22 protein-coding genes are annotated in these 19683 nt (G+C 72.1%); 12 read left to right on the top strand and 10 right to left on the bottom strand.

The window, feature by feature from the left end; translation table 11 throughout:
• Nucleotides 1-11: 11 nt before the first annotated feature.
• Both greA and ACSMHG_RS09875 read right to left on the bottom strand, forming a co-directional pair.
• A complete protein-coding gene (gene greA / locus ACSMHG_RS09880) occupies nt 12-515 on the bottom strand; it encodes a transcription elongation factor GreA (protein ID WP_435744284.1) in 504 nt (167 codons plus the stop codon).
• Nucleotides 516-750: 235 nt separating this feature from the next.
• Complete coding sequence (locus tag ACSMHG_RS09875; protein ID WP_435744282.1) at nt 751-1170, bottom strand: DUF4307 domain-containing protein; 420 nt, start codon at nt 1168-1170, stop codon at nt 751-753.
• A 74-nt stretch (nt 1171-1244) separates the two neighbouring features.
• Here ACSMHG_RS09875 and mca point away from each other — a divergent pair, with 74 nt between their 5' ends.
• The 5 genes from mca (at nt 1245) to ACSMHG_RS09850 (ending at nt 5586) form a co-directional block, all read left to right on the top strand.
• Entirely contained in the window at nt 1245-2129 is an 885-nt protein-coding gene (gene mca / locus ACSMHG_RS09870) for a mycothiol conjugate amidase Mca (protein ID WP_435744280.1), read from the top strand.
• A 13-nt stretch (nt 2130-2142) separates the two neighbouring features.
• Nucleotides 2143-2400 (top strand): hypothetical protein, encoded by a 258-nt coding sequence (locus ACSMHG_RS09865; RefSeq protein WP_435744278.1) that lies wholly within the window; start codon nt 2143-2145, stop codon nt 2398-2400.
• Nucleotides 2401-2532: 132 nt separating this feature from the next.
• Nucleotides 2533-3414: an endonuclease/exonuclease/phosphatase family protein gene (locus ACSMHG_RS09860; RefSeq protein WP_435744276.1), complete on the top strand. Its 882-nt coding sequence runs from the start codon at nt 2533-2535 to the stop codon at nt 3412-3414.
• 112 nt (nt 3415-3526) lie between these two features.
• The gene (locus tag ACSMHG_RS09855) at nt 3527-4447 is read left to right on the top strand and encodes an endonuclease/exonuclease/phosphatase family protein (RefSeq protein ID WP_435744273.1); all 921 of its coding nucleotides are present in this window, start codon (nt 3527-3529) and stop codon (nt 4445-4447) included.
• Nucleotides 4448-4524: 77 nt separating this feature from the next.
• Entirely contained in the window at nt 4525-5586 is a 1062-nt protein-coding gene (locus tag ACSMHG_RS09850; protein WP_435744271.1) for an endonuclease/exonuclease/phosphatase family protein, read from the top strand.
• 40 nt (nt 5587-5626) lie between these two features.
• Here the strand turns inward: ACSMHG_RS09850 and trxA are convergent, their stop codons facing one another.
• Nucleotides 5627-6001 carry a thioredoxin gene (trxA, locus tag ACSMHG_RS09845; protein WP_435744269.1) on the bottom strand — a complete coding sequence of 125 codons (375 nt, stop codon included), beginning with the start codon at nt 5999-6001 and terminating at the stop codon, nt 5627-5629.
• A 46-nt stretch (nt 6002-6047) separates the two neighbouring features.
• Nucleotides 6048-6773: a PAQR family membrane homeostasis protein TrhA gene (gene trhA / locus ACSMHG_RS09840; RefSeq protein WP_435744267.1), complete on the bottom strand. Its 726-nt coding sequence runs from the start codon at nt 6771-6773 to the stop codon at nt 6048-6050.
• Nucleotides 6774-6820: 47 nt separating this feature from the next.
• Here trhA and ACSMHG_RS09835 point away from each other — a divergent pair, with 47 nt between their 5' ends.
• The 3 genes from ACSMHG_RS09835 (at nt 6821) to ACSMHG_RS09825 (ending at nt 10253) form a co-directional block, all read left to right on the top strand.
• The gene (locus tag ACSMHG_RS09835; RefSeq protein ID WP_435744265.1) at nt 6821-7597 is read left to right on the top strand and encodes an isoprenyl transferase; all 777 of its coding nucleotides are present in this window, start codon (nt 6821-6823) and stop codon (nt 7595-7597) included.
• 360 nt (nt 7598-7957) lie between these two features.
• A complete protein-coding gene (phoH2, locus tag ACSMHG_RS09830; RefSeq protein WP_435744263.1) occupies nt 7958-9322 on the top strand; it encodes an RNA 5'-3' helicase PhoH2 in 1365 nt (454 codons plus the stop codon).
• Nucleotides 9323-9566: 244 nt separating this feature from the next.
• A complete protein-coding gene (locus ACSMHG_RS09825) occupies nt 9567-10253 on the top strand; it encodes an aggregation-promoting factor C-terminal-like domain-containing protein (protein ID WP_435744261.1) in 687 nt (228 codons plus the stop codon).
• A gap of 25 nt (nt 10254-10278) precedes the next feature.
• On the opposite strand, the gene ACSMHG_RS09820 is transcribed toward ACSMHG_RS09825, so the two are convergent.
• From ACSMHG_RS09820 to ACSMHG_RS09810, 3 genes are all read right to left on the bottom strand, one after another.
• Complete coding sequence (locus tag ACSMHG_RS09820) at nt 10279-10968, bottom strand: DUF4396 domain-containing protein (protein WP_435744259.1); 690 nt, start codon at nt 10966-10968, stop codon at nt 10279-10281.
• Between the two features lie 85 nt (nt 10969-11053).
• Nucleotides 11054-12457 carry a class II fumarate hydratase gene (locus ACSMHG_RS09815; protein WP_435744256.1) on the bottom strand — a complete coding sequence of 468 codons (1404 nt, stop codon included), beginning with the start codon at nt 12455-12457 and terminating at the stop codon, nt 11054-11056.
• Nucleotides 12454-13149 (bottom strand): spermine/spermidine synthase domain-containing protein, encoded by a 696-nt coding sequence (locus tag ACSMHG_RS09810; RefSeq protein WP_435744253.1) that lies wholly within the window; start codon nt 13147-13149, stop codon nt 12454-12456. Before ACSMHG_RS09810 ends, ACSMHG_RS09815 begins: the two co-directional genes overlap by 4 nt.
• Nucleotides 13150-13235: 86 nt before the next feature.
• On the opposite strand from ACSMHG_RS09810, the gene ACSMHG_RS09805 reads away from it, so the two are divergent.
• From ACSMHG_RS09805 to ACSMHG_RS09795, 3 genes are all read left to right on the top strand, one after another.
• Entirely contained in the window at nt 13236-13664 is a 429-nt protein-coding gene (locus ACSMHG_RS09805; protein WP_435744252.1) for a hypothetical protein, read from the top strand.
• Between the two features lie 62 nt (nt 13665-13726).
• Entirely contained in the window at nt 13727-13945 is a 219-nt protein-coding gene (locus ACSMHG_RS09800) for a hypothetical protein (RefSeq protein ID WP_435744250.1), read from the top strand.
• 180 nt (nt 13946-14125) lie between these two features.
• A complete protein-coding gene (locus ACSMHG_RS09795; protein ID WP_435744248.1) occupies nt 14126-15061 on the top strand; it encodes a putative endonuclease domain-containing protein in 936 nt (311 codons plus the stop codon).
• A 78-nt stretch (nt 15062-15139) separates the two neighbouring features.
• Here ACSMHG_RS09795 and ACSMHG_RS09790 read toward each other — a convergent pair whose 3' ends face one another.
• The gene (locus ACSMHG_RS09790) at nt 15140-16846 is read right to left on the bottom strand and encodes a fumarate hydratase (protein ID WP_435744246.1); all 1707 of its coding nucleotides are present in this window, start codon (nt 16844-16846) and stop codon (nt 15140-15142) included.
• A 37-nt stretch (nt 16847-16883) separates the two neighbouring features.
• On the opposite strand from ACSMHG_RS09790, the gene ACSMHG_RS09785 reads away from it, so the two are divergent.
• Complete coding sequence (locus tag ACSMHG_RS09785; RefSeq protein WP_435744243.1) at nt 16884-17567, top strand: DUF1707 SHOCT-like domain-containing protein; 684 nt, start codon at nt 16884-16886, stop codon at nt 17565-17567.
• A gap of 28 nt (nt 17568-17595) precedes the next feature.
• Here ACSMHG_RS09785 and ACSMHG_RS09780 read toward each other — a convergent pair whose 3' ends face one another.
• Nucleotides 17596-18843: an ABC transporter ATP-binding protein gene (locus ACSMHG_RS09780; protein ID WP_435744240.1), complete on the bottom strand. Its 1248-nt coding sequence runs from the start codon at nt 18841-18843 to the stop codon at nt 17596-17598.
• Between the two features lie 6 nt (nt 18844-18849).
• On the bottom strand, nt 18850-19683 hold the full coding sequence (locus ACSMHG_RS09775) for a carbohydrate ABC transporter permease (protein WP_435744237.1): 834 nt from the start codon (nt 19681-19683) through the stop codon (nt 18850-18852).

The following is a 19683-nucleotide window of genomic DNA, read 5'->3' as shown; positions in this document are numbered from 1 at the left end:
CCAGCCGGGGCTCAGCCGGTGTAGGGGACCGCGTCGACGATGACCACCTCGAGGGTCTTGCCGTTCGGGGCCTCGTAGGCGACGGTGTCGCCCTTCTTCTTGCCGTTGATGGCCGAGCCCAGCGGCGACTGCGGGGAGTAGGCCGTGAGGCCCTCCGGCTCGATCTCGCGGGCGCCGAGGAGGAAGGTCTCGACCTCGTCGTCGTCGTCGCCGACGAACTTGTAGGTCACCACCATGCCGGGCTCGACGACGCCGTCGTCGGCCGGCCGCTCGCCGACCTCGGCGCGCTGGAGCATCTCCTCGAGCTGGCGGATCCGTCCCTCGACCCGGCCCTGCTCCTCGCGGGCGGCGTGGTAGCCGCCGTTCTCCTTCAGGTCGCCCTCGTCACGGGCGGCGGCGATCCGCTCGATGACCTCCTGGCGGACGGGGCCCTTGAGGTTCTCGAGCTCCTGCTGGAGCTTGTCGTAGGCGTCCTGGGTCAGCCAGACGGTGCCCTGCTCGGTCGACTGCGTCATGGGGAACTCCTGTGGTGCGTGCGGGTACGGCGGGGGGTACCCGCTCGTGCGTACGTCGTGCGTGCGTCGGGATGGACCGCCCCGGTCGGTCCGGCCTCGGAGTGTGGCCGTACGCCGCGCCGGTGATCCGGCGTCGCGGGCCCTCTCCTCTGGACGGCCCGGGTGGGACGGTCAGATCGGCCACTGTAACAACCGACCCGCGCGGACGCAGGTCAGCGACCGGCGAGCGGCCGGGTCAGCGGTAGCGGGCGTCCTCGGCCGTGCGGCAGCCGACGACCTCGACGGCGGTGGCCCGGCGCTCGGTGCGGACCTCCACCGTGTGCCGCGGTCCGTCCTGCGGGTCCGGCACGAACTCGACCTCGCCGACGTTGGTGTGGTCCTCGGCGAACGCCCGGACCAGGCAGGTCGCCTCGACCTCCGGGTCGCGGAGGTCCACCACGGCGGTGACGGTGGCCGAGTGCTCGCCCTGGATCTCGAAGCTCTCGGTGTTGGAGCTGACCGCCGGGGCGGTGTGCGCCCAGCCGGCCCAGAGCACCCATGCGGCCGCCACCAGGGCCAGGACGACGCTGGCCACCAGCAGCGCGCGGCGCCGCCACGGCGCGGGCGCGCCGTACCGCTCGGCCATCCGCTGGTCCTGGGCCGGGTCCGTGCTCACCGCTCCATGGTCGCACCGCGGCGGTGACCGGCTGGCATCCGGGACCGTCGGGGGGTGCTCCTAGGATCGGGGCCATGTCGCAGCGCCCCCGGTCGGGATACCGGCTGATGCACGTCCACGCCCACCCCGACGACGAGTCGAGCAAGGGGGCGGCGTCGACCGCCATGTACGTCGCGCAAGGCGTCGACGTGCACGTGGTGACCTGCACCGGCGGCGAGCGCGGCTCGATCCTGAACCCGAAGATGGACCGCCCGGACATCGCCGCGAACATCACGGAGATCCGGCGCCAGGAGATGGAGCGCGCCCGCGACATCCTCGGCGTCACCCAGGACTGGCTCGGCTTCGTGGACTCCGGCTGGCCCGAGGGCGACCCGAAGCCGCCGCTGCCGGAGGGCTGCTTCGCGCTCGTGCCCCTGGAGGAGGCCGCCGCCCCGCTGGTGCGGCTGATCCGGGAGCTGCGGCCGCACGTCGTCACGACGTACGACGAGCGCGGCGGCTACCCGCACCCCGACCACATCAAGTGCCACGAGGTCACGGTCGAGGCCTTCCACGCGGCCGGCGACCCCGCGCGCTACCCGGGGCTGGGCGAGCCGTGGCAGGCGTTGAAGCTCTACTACCACCACGGCTTCAACCGGCCGAAGACCCAGGCCCTCCACGACGCGATGCTCGCCCACGGCCTGGAGTCGCCGTACGCCGAACGGCTGGAGCAGTGGAAGCCGGAGCCGGAGTGGGACGCCCGGATCACCACGCGGGTGCCCTGCTCGGAGTTCTTCGGTGTCCGCGACCAGGCGCTGCTGGCCCACGCGACGCAGATCGACCCCGACGGCATGTGGTTCGCCATCCCGCGCGAGCTGCAGGAGGAGGCCTGGCCGACCGAGGACTTCGAGCTCGTCGTGAGCCACGTCCCGTCGACCCTGCCGGAGGCCGACCTCTTCGCCGGGATCGACGACCCGGCCTGAGAGGATGGGCGGCATGACCCTCGACCTCGTCCCGCTGCTGGTCCGGGCCGCCGAGCAGGCCCCCGAGCCGGAGGACGTCACGGCCGGGTGGGCGGCGTTCGCCATCTTCATCGCCCTCGCCGTCGCCGTCGCCCTGCTCGGGTGGAGCCTGTCCAAGCGCCTGCGAGGCGCCCAGCGCTCCGCCGACGAGGGACGCTACGACCCGTCGGGTCCGCAGCGCGGCACGACCGACCGGCCGACCGACCGGCCGACCGACCGACCGGCCGACTGATCGACTGACTGATCGACCGACCGACTGACCGACCGACGGGGCGATGACCCGCTCGGGCCATCCCTCCGCGCGGACGGTCGGCGCCGGGACGGAGCCGCCACGCGGAGCGGCGCGCGCCCGTACCGTGATCGGGTGCTGCCCTCCGTTCGCCCTGCTGCTGCCGCGCGCCCTGCCGCCGCGCTGGTCCTGACCCTCCTGCTCGCGCTCGCCACCGTGGGCACCTCGCTGGCCGCGACGCCGGGGCCGGCCGCCGCGGCCCGGGCCGTGCCGACCAACCCGAGCTTCCAGATCGCCACCTTCAACCAGCTGGGCAGCCAGCACACCGAGCGCGGGAGCGTCTTCGGCCCCGGCCGGATGCGTGCCCGGCTCACCGCCCAGGTGGTCCAGCAGCAGGGGATCGACCTGATCGGCTTCCAGGAGGTCCAGGAGGACCAGCTGCGGGTGCTGGAGAACCGTCTGGACGGCTACGCGATGTGGCCGGCCCGCGAGCTCGGCGGCGGGGGCATGCGCCTGCAGATCGCGTGGAAGAAGTGGCTCTTCCGGCTGCTCGACCACGGCTCGGTCATGACCGCCTTCGACCGGCAGGTCCGGCCGGTGCCGTGGGTGCTGCTGGAGCACAAGGCCACCGGCCGTCAGCTCTACGTCGTCGACGTGCACAACTCCGCCCGTGAGCTCGAGGACGAGCGTGACTCCGCCACCCGCAAGGTGATCCGCCTGGTCGAGGAGCTCCGCGCCACGCGCCGGTCGGTCTTCGTCGTCGGCGACATGAACGAGCACACCGAGACCTTCTGCAAGCTCGTCGGCCGCACCGACCTGGTCGCGGCCAACGGCGGCGAGGCGGCCTCCCCCCGCGAGTGCAGCCCGCCGCCGGGCCGCCTCTACATCGACTGGATCTTCGGTGCCGGACCGATGACCTTCAGCCGGTACCAGCCGCTGGCCGACTCCCTGGTCCAGCGCGCGAGCGACCACAACCTCATCAAGGCCACGGTCACCATGCGGCCGCGCCGCCGCTGAGCCCGCCGCTCAGCCGCCGCTGAGCCCGCCGCTGGGCCCGCCGCAGTCACGAAGCCGGAGGGGCCGGCCCGGCTGATTGGTGGTCTGGACCAGTGCTGACTACGGTGCCCCGATGCCCGGACCACAGACGGCACCGACCGCACGCACCGCAACCATCGCCCAGATCGGCAGGGCCGGCCTCGTCGCCCTCCTCGTCGGCGCGCTCCTGACGACCGGCGCGCTCGTCGTGTCGGTCGCGGGGACCGCGGCCGGCCCGCTCGGCGAGTCGGCCTCCGCCGCCGAGCGCCGCAAGCCAAGCGGCTTCGGCTTCAAGCTCGCGACCTACAACATCCTCGGCAGCCAGCACACCCGTGGCCGAGGCGGCTACGGCCCGGGAACCCACCGGGCCCGGCTGGCTGCGGCGGCCATCCGCCAGCGAGGGATCGATGTCATCGGCCTGCAGGAGGTCCAGCGGGACCAGCTGCGGGTGCTCCGCAAGCGGCTCGACGGCTACCGCATCTGGCCGGGGAAGCGCCTCGGCAACCAGGGCGTCCGGCTCCAAATCGCCTTCCGGACCCAGGAGTTCGCCCTGGTCGGCCACGGCTCGATGCAGACCCGCTTCCACCGCCAGACCCGGCCGATCCCGTGGGTGAAGCTCCGCGAGCGCCGTACCGACCGCCGGATCTACGTGGTCGACATCCACAACTCCCCGCGCGGGCTCGAGCGGGAGCGGGACTCCGCGACCCGCAAGCAGCTGCGGCTGATCGATCGACTGCGGCGCCGCGGTCACCCGGTGTTCGTGACGGCGGACGCCAACGAGAAGCGCGAGTTCTACTGCAAGGTCGTCGGGGCGACCGACCTCCGCGCGGCCAACGGCGGGAAGCCGGCCGCCGACCGGTGCCGGCCCCCGCAGCGCCGGCTGCGGATCGACTGGGTGCTCGGTGGGCGACGGGTCGACTTCTCCCACTACCAGGAGGACCGGGGGCCGCGGCTGCGTCGTGCGAGCGACCACGAGCTGGTCCACGCCCGGGTGCGGGTACGCCGCCGCGGGTGACCGGCCTCACCGGGTGGCGAGGCCCTCGATCCGGCAGTCCGTCGGCGGCGGGGGCGCCGGCTCGGTATCCTCGTCCGGTGCGTCGCCGTCCTGCTGTCCCCCTGATCCTGGCCGTCGCGCTGCTGCTGACCGGTCTCGCCGTGGTCGCCGGTCTGTCGCTCGCACCGCGAGAGGTGCGCGTGCCGATCGCCGTCGGTGCTCCGGCGGAGGTGGCCGGCGCCGAGGTGCAGGTGCGCGCTGACCGGCTCTCGCGCGACGCCGTCCGGGAGAGCATCGCGCGCCCCGAGCCCCCGGCGTACCGGGTCGTGGAGGCGGGCGAGCCGCTGCGCCGGGCGACGGGCACGTCCTCCCGCCGCGCGGTGGCGGCCCTGGGCGAGACGGCCCAGGCGGCTGAGGCGGCTGCCGGCGACCTGTCGGTGACCTCCACCCTCGCGCCCTTCACCTTCCAGATCGGCACGCTGAACGTCCAGGGCAGCCAGCACCGGCCCAACGGCACCGGCCGGGCAGCGATGCACGCCTCGACGATCATCGGCCGCGGGGTCGACCTGGTCGGGCTGCAGGAGGTCCAGGACGACCAGCTCGCGGTGCTCCAGGCGCGGCTGCCCGGTTGGACGATCTGGCCGGGGCAGTCGCTGGGCAACCAGGGGGTCCGGCTGCAGATCGGCTGGCGCAACGACCTCTTCGCGCTGGTCGACACCGGTTCGATCATCACCCGCTTCGACCACCAGCTGCGGCCGATCCCCTACGTCTTGCTGCGGGACCTGGCGACGGGCGGGCAGTTCTGGGTGATCGACATCCACAACTCGCCCCGCGACCAGGAAGCCGACCGCGACAGCGCGACGAACGCGGAGATCGCGCTCGTCAACCAGCTGCGCGCGACCGGGCACCCGGTGCTGCTCGTCGGGGACACCAACGAGAAGACCGAGTTCGGCTGCCGGGTGTCGGCGGCGACCGGGATGGTCGGCTCGAACGGCGCCACGCCGGCCTCCTGCGTGGGTGCCGGGCCGATCAAGATCGACAAGATCATGGGCGTCGGGGGAGTGACCTTCAGTGGCCACGTCGTCGACTACGGCGCGCCGATCCCCGCCTCGACCGACCACGCCTTCATCCGCGCCACGGTCACCGTCGACCCGTCCTGAGCCGGGTCCGCGGGCCCGGCGTCGGCCGGGCCCGTGATCGTCAGGACTCGGCGCCGCCCTGGTCGGCGGCCACCTTGCGGCGCACCTCGTCCATGTCGAGACCGCGCACCGCGCTGATCAGCTGCTCGAGCCCCTGGGGCGGCAGCGCCCCGGGCTGGGCGTGGACCAGGATGCCGTCGCGGAACGCCATCAGGGTCGGGATCGAGGTGATCCGCGCTGCCGCGGCCAGCTCCTGCTGGGCCTCGGTGTCGACGGAGCCGAAGGTGATGTCGGTGTGCTGCTCGGAGGCGGCCTCGTAGGTCGGCGCGAACTGCCGGCACGGACCGCACCAGCTCGCCCAGAAGTCGACCAGCAGGATGTCGCTGCCGGTCACCTGCTCCTCGAAGTTCGCCGTGGTCAGCTCGATGGTGGCCATGCCTGCCACGGTACGCCGCGACGGGTGGCGCACCCCAGCGGCGGACTCAGCGCAAGGCGTACGTCGCCATCGAGACGCCCACGTAGTGCGCGATGAAGGCGAGGATCGTGAAGCTGTGGAAGACCTCGTGGAAGCCGAACCACCGCGGCCAGGGGTTCGGCCGCTTGAAGCCGTAGACGATGCCGCCGAGGGTGTAGAGGGCGCCACCCACGACGATCATCACGAAGGTGGCCACGCCCACGCCCACCCCGAGCTCCAGCGCGCCGCTGAGCAGGTCCGGGATGAAGAAGATCGCGGCCCATCCGAGCGCGATGTAGATCGGGACGTAGAGCCCCCGCGGGGCGCCCGCCCAGAACACGCGGAAGCCCACGCCGAGCAGGGCGCCGGCCCACACCACGGTCAGCAGCACCCTCCGCTCGGTCCCCTCGAGGAGGATCAGCGCGAAGGGGGTGTACGAGCCGGCGATGAGCAGGAAGATGTTGGAGTGGTCGAAGCGCCGCAGGAACGCCCACACCCGCGGTGACCACGTGCCGGTGTGGTAGATCGCCGACACCGTGAACAGCAGCAGGGCGGTCCCGGTGAAGATCGCCGAGCCGATCTTCGTGACCGCGGTCGGCGAGAGGGCGACCAGGACGATCCCGGCCGCGAGGGTCAGCGGGGCGGTGGCCAGGTGCAGCCAGCCACGCAGCTTGGGCTTGATCTCCGCGACCCTGTCGTGGATCTGGTCGCCCAGGTGCTCGAAGCCGGCGCGCACGTCGTCTGCTCGAGTCATGCCTCAAAGTTACCGGCCGGTGCTCCGACGGCCGATAGCCTGCTGTCGTGGCGGACTGGAAGCGGGGCCTGCGGCGGGTGCTCTACCCGGCGTACGAGGCCCGGATGATGCGCCGACTGCCCGCTGAGCAGCTCCCCAAGCACGTGGGCGTGATGCTCGACGGCAACCGCCGGTGGGCCCGGGCCGTCGGTCGCGACACCGCCCACGGCCACCGCGCCGGGGCCGCCAACATCGAGCCGCTGCTCGGCTGGTGCGACGAGGTGGGGATCGAGGTGGTCACGCTGTGGCTGCTCTCGACCGACAACCTGAACCGCCCCGCGGCGGAGCTCGCGCCGCTGCTGGGGATCATCGAGGAGGCCGTCGACGCCCTGGTCGCCCAGCGGCGCTGGCGGCTGCACCCCGTGGGGGCGCTCGACCTGCTGCCCACCTCGACCTCTGAGCGGCTCAAGGCCGCGGCCGAGGCGACCCGCGAGGTCGACGGCATGCTCGTGAACATCGCCGTCGGGTACGGCGGCCGGCGTGAGATCGCGGACGCGGTCCGTTCCCTCCTCCATGAGCACGCCGAGCGCGGCACGACCCTCGAGGAGCTCGCCGGGATCATCGACGTCGAGCACATCGCCGACCACCTCTACACCAAGGGCCAGCCCGACCCGGACCTCGTGATCCGCACCTCCGGAGAGCAGCGGCTCGGCGGCTTCCTGCTCTGGCAGAGCGCGAAGTCGGAGTTCTACTTCTGCGAGGCCTACTGGCCCGACTTCCGGCGCGTCGACTTCCTCCGCGCCATCCGCGCCTACGCCCAGCGCGAGCGCCGGTTCGGTTCCTGAGCCTGTCGAAGGGCGGTTCCTGAGCCTGTCGAAGGGCGGTTCCTGGCCGTCGAGGTGGCACCCCCGCACGGTCGAGGTGGCGCTCCCGCACGGTCGCTGGTCACCCAAGGTTCACCCCGCAGACGGGCGTGTCGCCGGACACGATCGGCGCAGCGGCGTACGTTCACGGGCAGTGGCGAGTGGGGAAGCTCGCAGCTTCGGGAGGCCCGATCGTGAACGTTCACGACTGCAGTGCACGTCAGGATGACCCCTGCCGTGCGCAAGGGGGCCGGCACTCCGGTCCTCGGGCCCGGTCCCGGTCCGTCTGCAACAGCTAGGGCCGGGCGTCGAGTGCGCGTGCCGGTCCATGAGGGGTGAACCGTGCCGACCACGACGGCCCAGCAGAAGGCTCAGAAGTCCCGGACCACCAGCACGCCGGCGGAGGTCCCCGCCATCCGCACCTACGTCCTCGACACCAGCGTCCTGCTGGCCGACCCGGGGGCCATCCGCCGGTTCGCCGAGCACGAGGTGGTCCTCCCGGTGGTGGTGATCACCGAGCTCGAGGGGAAGCGGCACCACCCGGAGCTCGGGTACTTCGCGCGCAGCGCGCTCCGGATGCTCGACGAGCTCCGGATCACCCACGGGCGGCTCGACGAGCCGGTGCCGGTCGGCGACGAGGGCGGCACGGTCCGGGTGGAGCTCAACCACACCGATCCGGCCTCCCTGCCCTCGGGCTTCCGCCTCGGCGACAACGACACGCGCATCCTCGCGGTCGCCAAGAACCTCGCGGAGGAGGGCCGCGACGTCTGCTTGGTCTCCAAGGACCTGCCGCTGCGGATCAAGGCGTCCGCCGTCGGGCTCGACGCGCAGGAGTACCGCGCCGAGTCGATCAGCGACTCCGACACCGGGTACTCGGGCATGGCCGAGCTCGACGTGGCCGCCGCCGACCTCGACGAGCTGTACGACGACGGCGTCATCGACCACGACGCGGCCCGTGACTTCCCCTGCCACCAGGGGCTCGTGCTGCTGTCCGACCGGGGCACCGCCCTGGGGCGGGTCGGCCCGGACAAGCGGATCCACCTGGTGCGAGGCGACCGCGAGGCCTTCGGCGTCCACGGCCGCTCGGCCGAGCAGCGGATCGCCCTCGAGATGCTGCTCGACCCGGAGGTGGGCATCGTCTCCCTGGGCGGACGGGCCGGCACCGGCAAGTCGGCGATGGCCTTGTGCGCCGGGCTGGAGGCGGTGCTCGAGCGTCGCCAGCACCAGAAGGTCGTGGTCTTCCGGCCGCTCTTCGCGGTGGGCGGCCAGGAGCTCGGGTACCTGCCCGGCTCGGAGGCCGAGAAGATGGGCCCCTGGGCGCAGGCGGTCTTCGACACCCTCGGCGCGATGACCACCCGCGACGTGATCGAGGAGGTCCTCGACCGCGGGATGCTCGAGGTGCTCCCGCTCACCCACATCCGCGGCCGCTCGCTGCACGACGCCTTCGTGATCGTCGACGAGGCGCAGTCGCTGGAGCGCAACGTGCTCCTGACCGTCCTCTCGCGGATCGGCGCCAACTCCAAGGTGGTGCTCACCCACGACGTCGCCCAGCGCGACAACCTCCGCGTCGGGCGGCACGACGGCGTGGTCGCGGTCATCGAGAAGCTCAAGGGGCACCCGCTGTTCGCCCACGTGACGCTGACGCGCTCGGAGCGCTCGCCGATCGCCGCCCTGGTCACCGAGATGCTGGAGAACGTCACCCTCTAGGGAGGCGGAAGCGCCCGTCGTGGTGGGGGCCGGTCCGATGCGTACGACGCATCGGGCCGGCCCCCCGCGGGTGGCAGTGGTCGAGCCTGCCGAGCCTGATGGGGAAGCTGTGACTGGTGTGGCGTGGCCGATCGTCGTCCCTCCTGGCCTGGTGGGGTGATCTCGGCCGGTTCCTTTTGCGGGCCCGCGCCAAGTGCGGCATGGTGTCGCCGTCACCAGGCCTCTACCTCCCGGATACCTTCCTGTGTCGAAAGCGCTGCCCAAGCACGTCAAGCACGTCCCGAAGCACCGTCGCGCACCGGAGCCTCGGCTCACGCGGGCTCCGCGCCAGGCGCTGCGCACCACCGCGGTGCTCTCCGGGGTCGCCGTCGCCGCGACCGGCGCTGCGGTCTCCAGCGGTGTCCTGAGCAGCCCGGGTGCAGTGAGTGCGGCCACGGACGTCTCGGCTCCCGGTGACGACGCCACGCTGGCCGCCGCGGACCAGCGTGCCGGTGCCGGCAGCGGCCTGCTCGAGGACCGTGCGGCCGGGACGGTGTCGCGCTCCTCCGACCGGCGCGAGGGCACGGACCCCGCCAAGGAGGCGGCGCTGGGAGATGCCACGCCCAGGGCCATGACGGCCACGGAGGACCTCTCCGACGCCGACCCCCGCGAGATCGCCCGCGCGATGCTGCCCGAGTTCGGGTTCTCCGCCGACCAGTTCGGTTGCTTGGACTCGCTGTGGGTCAGCGAGAGCGACTGGCGCATCGACGCCGACAACCCGACGTCCTCGGCGTACGGCATCCCGCAGGCGCTCACCCAGCTCCACGACCTGCCGGCCGACTACATGACGTCCGCCGCGTCGCAGATCCGGTGGGGTCTCGGCTACATCCGCGACTCCTACGGCTCGCCGTGCAACGCGTGGTCCTTCAAGCAGGGGAACAACTGGTACTGAGCGGCACTCGGCCGTGACGTGAGCGTCAGGGCCGCGCCGACATCGAGGCGTGACCCCCGCGGTCCTCGCCCTCGTCGCCGGTGCCCGCGGCGACGGACACCACCAGGCCGCCGAGCAGGAACGCCACGATCGCGGCGACCAGGGCGGGCGTCGCCAGTGACGGGATGAACCGCCGTGCGCCCGTCGCCTCGGCAGCGCCGTGGTGGTAGTGGTGGGTGAGCGCGTGCCCCTTGCCCCGCTGCAACAGGTACTGGTTGACCGGGAGGGCGGCGAAGAACGCGACGGTGAGGGCGACCATCATCCCGAGCCAGAACGCCGGGTTGACCAAGCCGGCTTCCATCGCGCCGGGGAACACGGCCATGACCAGGTTGTCGACGACCTCCATGGTGGCGATGGAGAGCGTGTCGGCGGCGAAGACGACGCTGAGCGCGGCGCCGAGCCCCAGGCCCGCCTTGACCAGCGGCAGCGTCGAGAGCAGGTAGCCGAAGAGGAAGGCGAGCGAGACGGCGAGCGCGATCGTCCAGCCGGTGCTCAGCCCGATGGCGGTGCCGATCATCAGGCCCGCGATCTCGCCGATGGCGCACCCGGTCAGGCAGTGCAGGGTCGCCGAGACGGCCATGGTGCGGTTCGAGCCGGCGCCCTGGGCGGCGTGCTCGTGGGTGCCGTGCTCGTGGGCGGCGTGGCCGTGGTGCGTCGCGGCGTCGTGATCGGTCATGGCAGTCGGGCCTCCTTCTCGTGCGTGGGATGACGCCACAACCGGTACCCCCAGGGGGTATATTCCCGGCGGTGGCGGGCCCATCTCACGGATGGGTCATCGACTCCACGTCGAGCGCCTCGTCGAGCTGTGCCTCGGTCAGCTCGCCCCGCTCGACGTACCCGAGCCGGAGGACCGTCTCCCGGATCGTCGCGCCGTCGGCCAGCGCCTGCTTCGCCACCTTCGCGGCGTTCTCGTAGCCGATGTACTTGTTCAGCGGCGTGACCACCGACGGTGAGGACTCGGCGTACTGGCGCATCCGTTCGGCGTTCGCGGTGATCCCGTCGACACAGCGGCGAGCCAGCACGGTGCTCGAGGCGGACAGCAGGCGGACGGACTCCAGCACGTTGCGCGCCATCACCGGCATCGCGACGTTGAGCTCGAAGCTGCCGCTCGCGCCGGCGAACGTGACGGCCGCGTCGTTGCCGACGACCTGCGCGCAGACCATGAGCGTGGCCTCCGGCAGGACCGGGTTGACCTTGCCCGGCATGATGCTCGACCCCGGCTGCAGGTCCGGGAGGTGGATCTCGGCCAGGCCCGTGGTCGGGCCCGAGGACATCCAGCGCAGGTCGTTGCAGACCTTCGTGAGGCCCACCGCGATCGTCCGGAGCACGCCGGACAGCTCGACGAGGGAGTCGCGGGTGCCCTGCGCCTCGAAGTGGTTGCGGGCCTCGGTGAACGGGGCGCCCGTCGTCTCGGCCAGCACCTGGATCACCCGGGCGGCGAACCCGGGCGGGGTGTTGATGCCGGTGCCGACCGCGGTGCCGCCCAGCGGGAGCTCGCGGACGCGGGGCAGCACCGACTCGAGCCGCTCCGCGGCGTACCGGACGGTCGCGGCGTAGCCGCCGAACTCCTGGCCGAGCATCACGGGGGTCGCGTCCATGAGGTGGGTGCGACCGGACTTGACCAGCCCGGCGAACTCCTCGGCCTTGGCCTCCAGGCTGCTGGCCAGCGTGTCGAGCGCGGGAAGCAGCTCGCCGGTCACCGCGAGGGCGGCGGCGACGTGGATGGCCGTCGGGAAGGTGTCGTTGCTGGACTGGCTGGCGTTGACGTGGTCGTTGGGGTGGACCTCCGTGCCGGCGCGGGTCGCGAGCGAGGCGATGACCTCGTTGGCGTTCATGTTCGAGCTGGTGCCGGAGCCGGTCTGGAAGACGTCGACGGGGAACTCGGCGTCGTGGCGCCCCTCGGCCACCTCCGTCGCGGCCGCCTCGATGGCCTCGGCCTGCGCGGCCTCCAGGACGCCGAGCTCGCCGTTCGTGCGGGCGGCGGCCGCCTTGACCCGGCCGATCGCGTGGATCAGCGCCGGCTCGATCGGTGTGCCCGAGATCGGGAAGTTCTCCACTGCCCGCTGGGTCTGGGCGCGCCACAGGGCATCGCGAGGCACCTGGACCTCGCCCATGCTGTCGCGCTCGGTGCGGTGGTCGCCGGGGCTGGAGTTCGCGTCGTTCACGTGCCGGCCGGTACCCGCGCGACGTAGAGCCAGTAGTGCTCGTCGCGCTCCTGCAGGCTGACGCCGTGGGGGCGGGCCTCGGCGTCGCCGAAGACGGCGGTCAGCGCCCGCTCCAGCTCGGGCGCCTCGTCGGCCGACCAGACCACGACCGCGCCGCCGGGCCGGACCACCCGGCGGACGGTGTCGAGGAACGGCTCGCGGTAGAGGGCGGCGTTGGCGTCGTGGACGAGGTAGCCGGGCCCGTTGTCGACGTCGAGCAGCACCAGGTCGTACGACGCTGCGCCGGCCGCCGCGAGGGCGACCGCGATGTCGGCCACGACCACCTGCACCCGCTCGTCGGCGAGGAGCGCCGGCCCGTGGGGGACCGTGCCGTCGCGCAGCCAGCCGACGAGGGACTCCTCGATCTCGACCACCGTGCAGCGCTCGACCCGCGGGTCGGTGAGCACCTCCTGCAGCGTGAAGCCCAGCCCCAGGCCGCCGACCAGCACGGTCCGTGGCTCGTCGACGAGCGCGAGCGCGGCCGAGGCGAGCGCCCGCTCGGTGGTCGTCTCGGCGGTGTCCATGACGAAGACGCCGTTGGCCCGCAGCTCCAGCACCGCCGGACCGCCCTCGCGTCGCTCGCGGAGCACGAGCTCTCCGCGGGCGGACTCGCTGCGGGCCACCTCGACGGGCCCTCCGGGTGCCGGTTGCATCTGGGGCGTTGCTCCTCCGCGACTCGTTCGTTGTACCCGCGGGCGCGAGGCACGGGCCCGCGCAACGCCGTCGTCAAGGAGTCATCGTGGCACGCTTCCTCCGGACCCTCGTGGCCCTGGTCATGCTCGTCGTACCCACCGTCGGACTGGTCGGGTCGAGCCCGGCCGCGGCGGCGCCGTCGTACGGCCCCTGGAGCAGCCCGGTGGGTGACCTGCAGGGCCGCGTCTCGCCGCCCGCGGCCAAGCAGGCGCGCGCCTTCGTGCAGCTCCGCCGGGTCGAGGACTCCGACGGCGAGCGCCAGGTCCGCCTCGCCTACCGGATGGGCGGCAAGCAGAAGACCGTCTACCGCGGGGCACGAGACCTCGCACCCGGGGCGCGCACCCGCTACCACACCGCCAAGGTGCGGTGCGGCGGATCGGTCCTGGTGATCGCCCAGGCCCGCTACCGCGCGGACGCCTCGGCCGACTGGTCGCAGTGGTACGAGGTGAGCAGCCGGTTCAGCCGCGCCTGCTGAGGCTCGCTGAGGAGCGTGCCGGGAGCCCGCCTAGCAGCGGGCTCCGGGGGTACTAGACCGGCATGACTGAACAGAAGCCGACCAGCGAGCAGACCGAGCGCGACGGGGGCCAGGTCTCCGAGGTGGCCTCGATGGACCCCGCCGCGCAGGACCAGCCGATCTCCGACGACCAGGGTGTCGCCGGCAACCCGGACCAGCCGCACGACGCCGACGGCGAGGGCGTCGAGGCCGGCCCGAACGCCAAGCCGCGCGCCAACAAGGAGTCTAACCGCCACGCGTGACCGGGTGGCCTCCGCCGAGGCGCTCTCCGGGACGTCATGCGGACGGAGCACCCGCTGGCTCGATCTGGATGACATCCGGTGGGGGCCCGGACCCGTCCACCACGCGCGTCCGCGCACCACCACCCACAGCCGTGCCGCCAGGGCGCCCACGGTGGGGGTGGACGGCACGAGGGTGCGGGCATGCCCGCTGCCACGTCGCCCGACACCCCGGCCGTCGCCGCTGCCCTCGCGCTGGCAGCCCAGCAGGGTGGCGTCGTGTCGCGGCGGCAGGTCTACCGCCTGGGTGTCACCCGGTGGCAGCTCCGCGGGCAGGTCCGTGCTCGGCGGTGGCAGCTGATCGGGGACCAGTCCGTCTGTCTCCACAACGGCGTGGTGAGCGACGTCGGGCACCGGTGGGCGGCGGTGTTCCAGGGCGGTCCCCGGGCGTGCCTGGACGGGGCGGCAGCCCTGGTCGCCGGCGGCCTGCAGCGGTACGAGGTCGAGCGGATACGCGTGTCCGTGCCGCGCGGCGCGCGAGTGCGCAGGACGCCGCTGTACGACATCAGGCAGACGCGCCGCTGGTCCGCGGAGGACCTGGTGAGGGCCGGGGTCCCGCGCACCCGACCGGCCACGGCGGCCGTCCGTGCCGCGCTCTGGGTCGCGACCGACCGGCAGGCCACGTACGTCCTCACGTCGACGGTGCAGCAGGGGCTCGCGACCGCCGAGATGCTCGGTCGGGAGGCGCTCCGCATCCGACGTGACCGCCGACGAGCGCTCGTCCACGCCGTCGTGGCCGACCTCCTCGATGGCGCGCGGACCCTCGACGAGGCAGAGGTCGTCCGCGAGCTCGCCAGACGAGGCATTCCCGCACCGACCCGCCAGGTGCTGCGGCGGGGGACCGGAGGCCGCTACTACCTCGACCTCTGCTGGCCCGACCACGGTGTCGTCGTGGAGATCGATGGGATCCACCACGGCTGGGTCGAGCAGGTGGTCCCCGACGCCGTGCGGCAGAACGACCTCGTCCTCGCCGGCGACCGGGTGCTCAGGGTCCCTCTGCTCGGGCTCCGGCTCGAGCCGGACGTCTTCTACGGGCAGATCGAGCGGGCGTTGGCCGCCGGGAGCCGTCCCGCTGCGTGAAATCTCTCCACTGACGGCCGACTGGGACGTCATACGGACGGAGCACCCGCTTGCTCGGCCCGTATGACGCCCCGCCGGCTACTGCGCCGAGCGCACTCGCAGCCCGGAGACCGGCACGGTCACCGCGCCCGAGGGGTCGCTGAAGAAGTCGTTGCCCTGGTCGTCGACGACGATGAACGCCGGGAAGTCCTCGACCTCGATCTTCCAGACGGCCTCCATGCCCAGCTCGGGGTACTCGAGGACCTCCTGGCTCTTGATGCAGTCCTGGGCGAGCCGCGCGGCCGGGCCGCCGATCGAGCCGAGGTAGAACCCGCCGTGGGCCTGGCAGGCGTCGGTGACCGCCTTCGAGCGGTTGCCCTTCGCGAGCATCACCATCGACCCGCCCGCGGCCTGGAACTGCTCGACGTAGGAGTCCATCCGCCCGGCCGTGGTCGGGCCGAAGGAGCCCGACGCCATGCCGGACGGCGTCTTGGCGGGGCCGGCGTAGTAGACCGGGTGGTCGCGCAGGTACGCCGGCATCTCCTCGCCTGCGTCGAGGCGCTCCTTGATCTTGGCGTGCGCGATGTCGCGCGCGACGACCAGCGGGCCGGTCAGCGAGAGCCGGGTCTTGACCGGGTGCTTGCGCAGCTCGGCGAGGATCTCGCTCATCGGCTGGTTGAGGTCGATCGGGACGACCTGCCCGCCGGCGATCTCGTCGGCGATGCCGGCGTCGGGCATGTACTGCGCCGGGTCGGTCTCGAGCTGCTCGAGGAAGACGCCGTCCGGGGTGATCTTCCCGAGCGCCTGCCGGTCGGCCGAGCACGAGACGGCGATCGCGACGGGGCAGGACGCGCCGTGGCGCGGCAGCCGGACGACCCGCACGTCGTGGCAGAAGTACTTGCCGCCGAACTGCGCGCCGATGCCGAAGGACTGGGTCAGCTCGAAGACCTGCTGCTCCAGCTCGAGGTCGCGGAAGCCGTGCGCGGACATCGACCCCTCCGTCGGGAGGTGGTCGAGGTAGTGCGCCGAGGCGTACTTGGCGGTCTTCAGGGCGTACTCCGCCGATGTGCCGCCGATGACGACCGCCAGGTGGTACGGCGGGCAGGCGGCCGTGCCGAGCGAGCGGATCTTCTCGTCGAGGAACTCCAGCATCCGCGTCGGGTTGAGGACGGCCTTGGTCTCCTGGAAGAGGAACGACTTGTTGGCAGACCCGCCCCCCTTGGCCATGAAGAGGAACTTGTACTCCGGCTGCTTCTCGCCGGTCGAGCCGGTCGAGACCTGCGGGGTGGAGTAGATCTCGATCTGCGCCGGCAGGTTGGTGCCGGTGTTCTTCTCCTCGTACGTCGTGAGCGGCGCGAGCTGCGAGTAGCGGAGGTTCAGCTGTGTGTAGGCGTCGTGGACGCCCCGCGAGATCGCCTCGCCGTCGTCGATGCCGGTGAGCACCCCCTCGGACTTCTTGCCCATCACGATCGCGGTGCCGGTGTCCTGGCACATCGGGAGCACCCCGCCCGCGGAGATGTTGACGTTCTTGAGCAGGTCCAGCGCCACGAAGCGGTCGTTGCCCGACGCCTCGGGGTCGTCGATGATCCGACGCAGCTGCGCCAGGTGCGCCGGCCGCAGGTAGTGGGCGATGTCGTGCATCGCCTCGCGGGTGAGCTGCTGGATCGCCTCGGGGGAGACCTTGAGGAAGGTCTGGCCGTCGACCTCGACCGTCGAGACGCCCTCGGTCGTCACCAGCCGGTACGGCGTGTCGTCGGGCCCGAGGGGGAGGAGGTCGGAGTATCGGAACTCAGCTGCGTCGGCCACGAGCCGCAAGGATAGGCCTCGGTCTAGGCTGAGCCGCATGGAGGACCGCACCGAGGACGCCGGCATGTCCGATCCCTCGCGGCTGCGCGTCTCCGACGCCGACCGCCACCGGGTGGCGGAGGTGCTGCGTGACGCCGCGGGCGAGGGCCGGCTCGACCTCGAGGAGCTCGACGAGCGGCTGGAGTCCGCCTATGCCGCCAAGGTGTACGCCGACCTCGTGCCGCTCCTCGCCGACCTGCCGACCGCCGCCACGCCGGTGCTGCCGGACACGGCGGGCGTGCCCGCTCGGCGTCCGCGTCCGACGGTGCCCTCGACCGCGCCGCAGCACGACACCTCGATCGCGATCATGGGTGCCTGTGACCGCAAGGGCGTCTGGCAGATCGGGCCGACGCACCAGGCCTACGCCGTGATGGGCGGCATCCAGCTCGACCTGCGCGAGGCGGTCTTCTCCGCGCCCGAGACGGTCATCAACTGCGGCGCCTTCTGGGCGGGGATCGACGTCATCGTCGACGAGCGGACGCACGTGGTGGTCGACGGCATCGGCATCATGGGCGCCTTCGAGCAGGGCCGGGACCGGGTGGAGGCGCAGCTGGACGCCGACTCCCCGGTCGTGCGGATCAAGGGCGTCGCGCTGATGGCCGGCGTGACGGTGACCCGCAAGGGCCCGCCCAAGGAGCGCCGTAGCCGGCTGAAGGGCCCCGAGCGGCCGCCCCTGCCCTGACCGAGGCCCTGACCGAGGTTCTGACGGGTCAGTGCGCGGCGGCCTCGGCGGCGACCTCCTCGGCCTGTGCCATCGCCTGCGGGTCCTCCTTGGCCGGCACGCGTCCCGCCCGCTCGAGGTCGATCGTGAGGTTGTCGCCGGTCTCGGGGTCGAAGAGGTGCATCTGCCGCGAGTCGACCCAGATCTCGGCCTCGTCGCCCTCGGCGACCCTGCTGGAGCCGTCGAGCGAGACGACCAGCTGGTTGCGCACGGCCTCGCCGTCGAGGTCGCGCTCGAGCTGGGTGAGCTGCTCCCGCACGGCGTCGTCGGCCTCGAAGGGGATGTAGGCGTAGGCCTCGTTGCCCAGCCACTCGACGACGTCGACCGTGGTCCGGAAGGTCGACCCGCTGCTGCGGCGGGAGTCCTCGAGCACCGAGGCGTCCTCGAAGTGCTCGGGCCGGATGCCGGCGATGAGCAGCTTGCCCTCGGGCACGCCCTCCAGCTTGGAGGCCGGGACCTCGACCGTGCCGAAGGGCAGCTCGACCGACGAGCCGGAGACCGTCGCGGGCAGGAAGTTCATCGGCGGGGACCCGATGAAGCCGGCGACGAACAGGTTCGCCGGGTTGGTGTACAGCTCCCTCGGGGAGGCGAGCTGCTGGAGCACGCCGCGCTTGAGGACGGCGACCCGGTCCCCGAGCGTCATCGCCTCGGTCTGGTCGTGGGTGACGTAGACGGTGGTGATGCCGAGCCGCTTCTGCAGCCGCGAGATCTCCGTGCGCATCTGGCCGCGGAGCTTGGCGTCGAGGTTGGAGAGCGGCTCGTCGAAGAGGAAGGCGTCGGCGTCGCGGACGATGGCGCGTCCCATGGCGACGCGCTGGCGCTGGCCACCGGAGAGGTTCCCCGGCTTGCGGTCGAGGTGCTCGTCGAGCTCCAGGGTGGCGGAGGCTTCGCGGACCTTGCGGTCGACCTCGTCGTCGGACACCCCCGCCAGCCGCAGCGGGAAGGCGATGTTCTCGAAGACCGACAGGTGGGGGTAGAGCGCGTAGTTCTGGAACACCATGGCGAGGTTCCGGTCGCGGGGCGCCAGGTCGTTGACCCGGCGGTCGCCGATGAGCATGTCACCGTCGGTGATGTCCTCGAGACCGACGATCATCCGCAGCAGCGTCGACTTGCCGCACCCCGACGGGCCGACGAGGATCATGAACTCGCCGTCCTGCACGTCGATCGACACGTCGTTGACGGCCGGGAAGCCGTCGCCGTACTTCTTCACGATGTTCTTCATGGTGATGGCAGCCATGGCGGATCAACCCTTCACTGCGCCGGAGGTGAGGCCGGCGACGATCTTGCGCTGGAACAGCAGGACGATGACGATGATCGGGACCGTGGCGACGACCGCGCCGGCCGCGAGGAGCGACGCGGGGCGGCTGAACGGGTCGGGCCCGACGAAGAACGACAGCGCCGCCGGGATCGGGCGGGCCTGCTCGGTCGAGGTGAGCGAGATGCCGAAGACGAAGTCGTTCCAGGCGAAGAAGAAGGTCAGGATGGCGGCGGTGAAGACCCCGGGCGCCGCCAGCGGGACGATCACCTTCCGGAACGCCTGCCACGAGGTCGCGCCGTCGACCTGGGCGGCCTGCTCCATCTCCCAGGGGATCTCCCGGAAGAAGGCCGACAGCGTCCAGATCGCCAGCGGCAACGTGAAGGACATGTACGGGATGATCAGCCCGATCCAGGTGTCGTAGATCCCGAAGGTCCGCCACATGTCGAACAGTGGGCCGACCAGCGAGACCACCGGGAACATGGCGATCACCAGGGCCGTGGTGAGCACGAACTTCTTGCCCTTGAACTCCAACCGCGCGACGGCGTACGCGGCCAGGGTCGCGATGATGACCGAGAGCGTCGTGGCGATCAGCGAGATGCCGAGGGAGTTGAGGATCGCCCGGCGGAACTGGTCGTCGGCGAGGACGTCGGAGTAGTTGCTCCACCCGGCGAACGTGCCCTCGGACGGCAGGAAGCCGGGGTTGCCGTTGGTGATCGACTGCTGGGACTTGAACGAGAGCGAGATGATCCACGCCACCGGGAGCAGGCACCAGAGCAGGACGAGCGTGATGCCCAGGATCAGGCCGATGCGGTTCTTCAC

It is taken from the genome of Nocardioides ureilyticus (genome assembly GCF_051280745.1).
GTDB lineage: Bacteria > Actinomycetota > Actinomycetes > Propionibacteriales > Nocardioidaceae > Nocardioides.
This window is presented reverse-complemented; position numbering and strand designations above follow the sequence as displayed.